Here is a 2,993-nt window from a genome sequence, read left to right on the forward strand (position 1 = left end):
CATTGGCCACGCCATTGGCATTGCCGTTGGTGCCGTCGCCCGGATACGGTCCGCCCGTTTCTTCGGGAATCACCGAGCAGACCGCGCTACCGCTACCGGTGCTGGCCGCGCCCGTCGTCGTCGTGGAACTGGACAGGCCGAAGCCATCGTCGGCACTGACGCCGCCGCCGCAACCCGCGAGCGGCAACACCGCGCTGCCCGCGCCGGCAAACAGCCAGCGCAGCGACTGGCGCCGGGTGGCGGCCCGGGTCAGCATGCGGGCCAGGTCGGCGCCCAGGCTCCGGTGATGGTCAGCATCGTGCTCGGCGTGCTGCCCGGTGCCTTGATGATGGCGTGCTGCGTTCATTTTCTGCTGTCTCCCTCATGGGCATTGTGTCGTTCATGATCAGCTTTGCGGCCCCTGCCACGCGGCGCGTCGAGCTGCGCACGCTGCTGTGGCGTGAGCACTGCCTTGAGCATGGCGCGTGTCTGCAGGCGCAGCAGCTCCTGGTCGGCGATCGCCTGGCCCAGCGCCTGCGCGGCGGCGGATGCTGCGGCACCGTCGAATTCCGGTGCACCTGCCACCGCGCGCAGCGCCGCGTCGGCCTTGCGCCCGGCAAGGTCCAGGGCGCGCCGCCGGGGCGCCTGGGCGTGCAGGATCGTGAAGACGCGCTCATTCTGCGCCTCGCTCAGGTTCAGGCCGCGCAGGAATGGCGGCGTGCCGAACGGACCGGCTTCGCCGTCGCGCTCGTGCTGTTGACCGAATGGCGGGCCGTCGTGCCCGGGACCGTCCGATGGCGGCATCGGCTGGGCCAGGACGGCGGGCGCGGCCAGCAGGCAGACGGAGAACGCCGTCACGGCGCGCAACCCGGACAGTGTGGGGCGCGGGGAAGCTGGTCGTGTCATCGTGGACCTCTCGTGTTGTGGAAGCGGCCATTGTGTGGCGGCGGCTCGTAAAGCGCGTCTAAGCCAGGTAAATCCGCGTAAAGCACCGCAGACGGCGCCGACCTGCTGCGCTATCCTGTCGACATGAATCACGTTTTGCTCATCGACGACGACGTCGAACTGGTCGGCATGTTTGCCGAATACCTCGAACAGGAAGGCTTTTCCGTCACCTGCATGCACAATGGGGAGGATGGCGCGCGCGCCGCGCTGACCGGCGGCTATGCCATCGCGGTGCTCGATGTCATGATGCCCGGCACGGGCGGCATCGAAGCGCTGCGCCAGATCCGCGCCGGCAGCCGCATGCCGGTGCTGATGCTCACGGCGCGCGGTGACGACGCCGACCGCATCCTGGGCCTCGAACTGGGCGCCGACGATTACGTGGCCAAGCCCTGCACGCCTCGCGAACTGACGGCGCGTGTGCGTGCCATCCTGCGCCGCACCCAGGCCGTGCCCGAGAGCGGCCCCGGGGTCGTGCTCAGCGTCGGCAAGCTGACGATGCTGCCCGAACAGCGCCGCGCCACCTGGGACGGCCAGCATCTCGACCTGACCAGCACCGAATTCAACCTGCTCGAAGTCCTGGCCCGCAATGCCGGCCGTCCGGTCAGCAAGAACGACCTGTCCGAACAGGGCCTGGGCCGGCCACTGGCGCGGTTCGACCGCAATATCGACGTCCACCTGAGCAGCCTGCGGCACAAGCTGGGGCCATTGGCGGACGGCCGCTCGTGCCTGCAGACGATTTACCGCCAGGGCTACCAGTTGATCAGGGAGTAGCATGGGCCGGTTGTTCTGGAAGTTCTTCCTGTGCATCCTGCTGGCGCAGGTGGCCGCGACCATCGGCGTGGGCGGCGTGTTCTGGCTGCGCGACCAGGCGCGCCAGCGCGCGACGCCCGTGCTCGATAGCGGCCCACCGGCAGCGATCGCGCTGGACGCCGCCGCCGCAACGCTGCGCCACGGCGGCTTGCCCGCCCTGCGCAGCCTGCTGCCCGACATGCGGCGCCCCCAACTGTTCGTGCTCGACGCAGCGCGCCACGAACTGCTTGGCCGCGCAGTGCCGGCCGAACTGATGCATGCAGTCGAACGCGAACTGCGCGACGGCGCCCAGGGTGGCGACAGCGCCGTGTGGCGTGGCGCGCGGCGCCTGGTCGGCCCGGGCGGCGAGCACTACATCGCGTTCGTGTCGCGTGACTTCGGGCGCCAGATCGGCCGCGACGCCGGCCGTCAGGACGGGCTGCGCGACGGCGCCGGCCCGGATACGCTGACGCCCGGCCTTGGGCCCGGTCCCGGCCCGCGCCGCCGTATCGGCCAGAGCGTCGTGATCGGCGCCACCGTGCTGGCCAGCCTGCTGTTCGCGGCGCTGCTGGCCTGGTATTTCTCGCGCCCCATCCGCGCCCTGCGCAGCGCCTTCGAGGCCGCCGCCGCCGGTGACCTGGCGCCGCGCTTCGGCCCCGGCGCCAAAGGCGGCGACGAACTGGTCGACCTGGGCCGCGACTTCGACCGCATGAGCGCACGCCTGCGCGCGCTGATGGACGGCCAGCGCCGCCTGCTGCACGACGTCTCGCACGAACTGCGCTCGCCGCTGGCGCGCATGCAGGCGGCGCTGGGCCTGGCGCACCAGCAGCCGGACAAGATCGGCATCACGCTCGAACGCATCGAGCGCGAAAGCAACCGCATGGACAAGCTGATCGGCGAACTCTTGACGCTGTCGCGCCTGGAAGCGTCGCCCGACGTGCTGCGGCGCGAGCCGGTGGATCTGGTGGAGCTGGTCGACGGGCTTGTCGCCGATGCGCGCTTTGAAGCCGGCCAGACCCAGGCCGCGGACGGTCACGGCGCGGCGCTGCGCGTCGACTTCGACGCCGACGACAGCGTCAACGTCAGCGGCGACYCGGACCTGCTTTGGAGCGCGCTCGAGAACGTCGTGCGCAATGCGGCCAGACATGGCGCGCCGGGCGGTGTTGTGGCGGTGTCCGTGCGCGCCGTGGATGGCGTGGCACAGGTTGAGGTATGCGACCGGGGGCCGGGCATCGCGCCCGAAGACTTGCCGGCGATTTTCCAGCCGTTCTTCCGCTCCG

General features: G+C 70.7%; 3 protein-coding genes and 1 pseudogene. 2 read left to right on the plus strand and 2 right to left on the minus strand.

Translation table 11 applies throughout. The annotated features are described in order from the left end of the window. Together AC1DYN_RS31930 and AC1DYN_RS31935 are read right to left on the minus strand one after the other, a co-directional pair. A pseudogene (locus tag AC1DYN_RS31930) lies at window positions 1–346 on the minus strand (intradiol ring-cleavage dioxygenase); the annotation flags it as partial. After that, window positions 343–837, minus strand: a complete 495-nt coding sequence (locus AC1DYN_RS31935) for a Spy/CpxP family protein refolding chaperone (protein WP_477966728.1) — start codon at window positions 835–837, stop codon at window positions 343–345. The pseudogene AC1DYN_RS31930 and the gene AC1DYN_RS31935, both read right to left, overlap by 4 nt. Before the next feature lie 171 nt (window positions 838–1,008). On the opposite strand from AC1DYN_RS31935, the gene AC1DYN_RS31940 reads away from it, so the two are divergent. Both AC1DYN_RS31940 and AC1DYN_RS31945 read left to right on the plus strand, forming a co-directional pair. After that, window positions 1,009–1,695: a response regulator transcription factor gene (locus AC1DYN_RS31940; protein WP_477966724.1), complete on the plus strand. Its 687-nt coding sequence runs from the start codon at window positions 1,009–1,011 to the stop codon at window positions 1,693–1,695. 1 nt (window position 1,696) lies between these two features. Continuing rightward, window positions 1,697–2,993: sensor histidine kinase (locus AC1DYN_RS31945; protein ID WP_477966726.1), on the plus strand; the 1,297-nt coding region annotated here is incomplete at its 3' end.

The sequence above is a fragment of the Rhizobacter sp. P2_D12 genome (genome assembly GCF_056404395.1).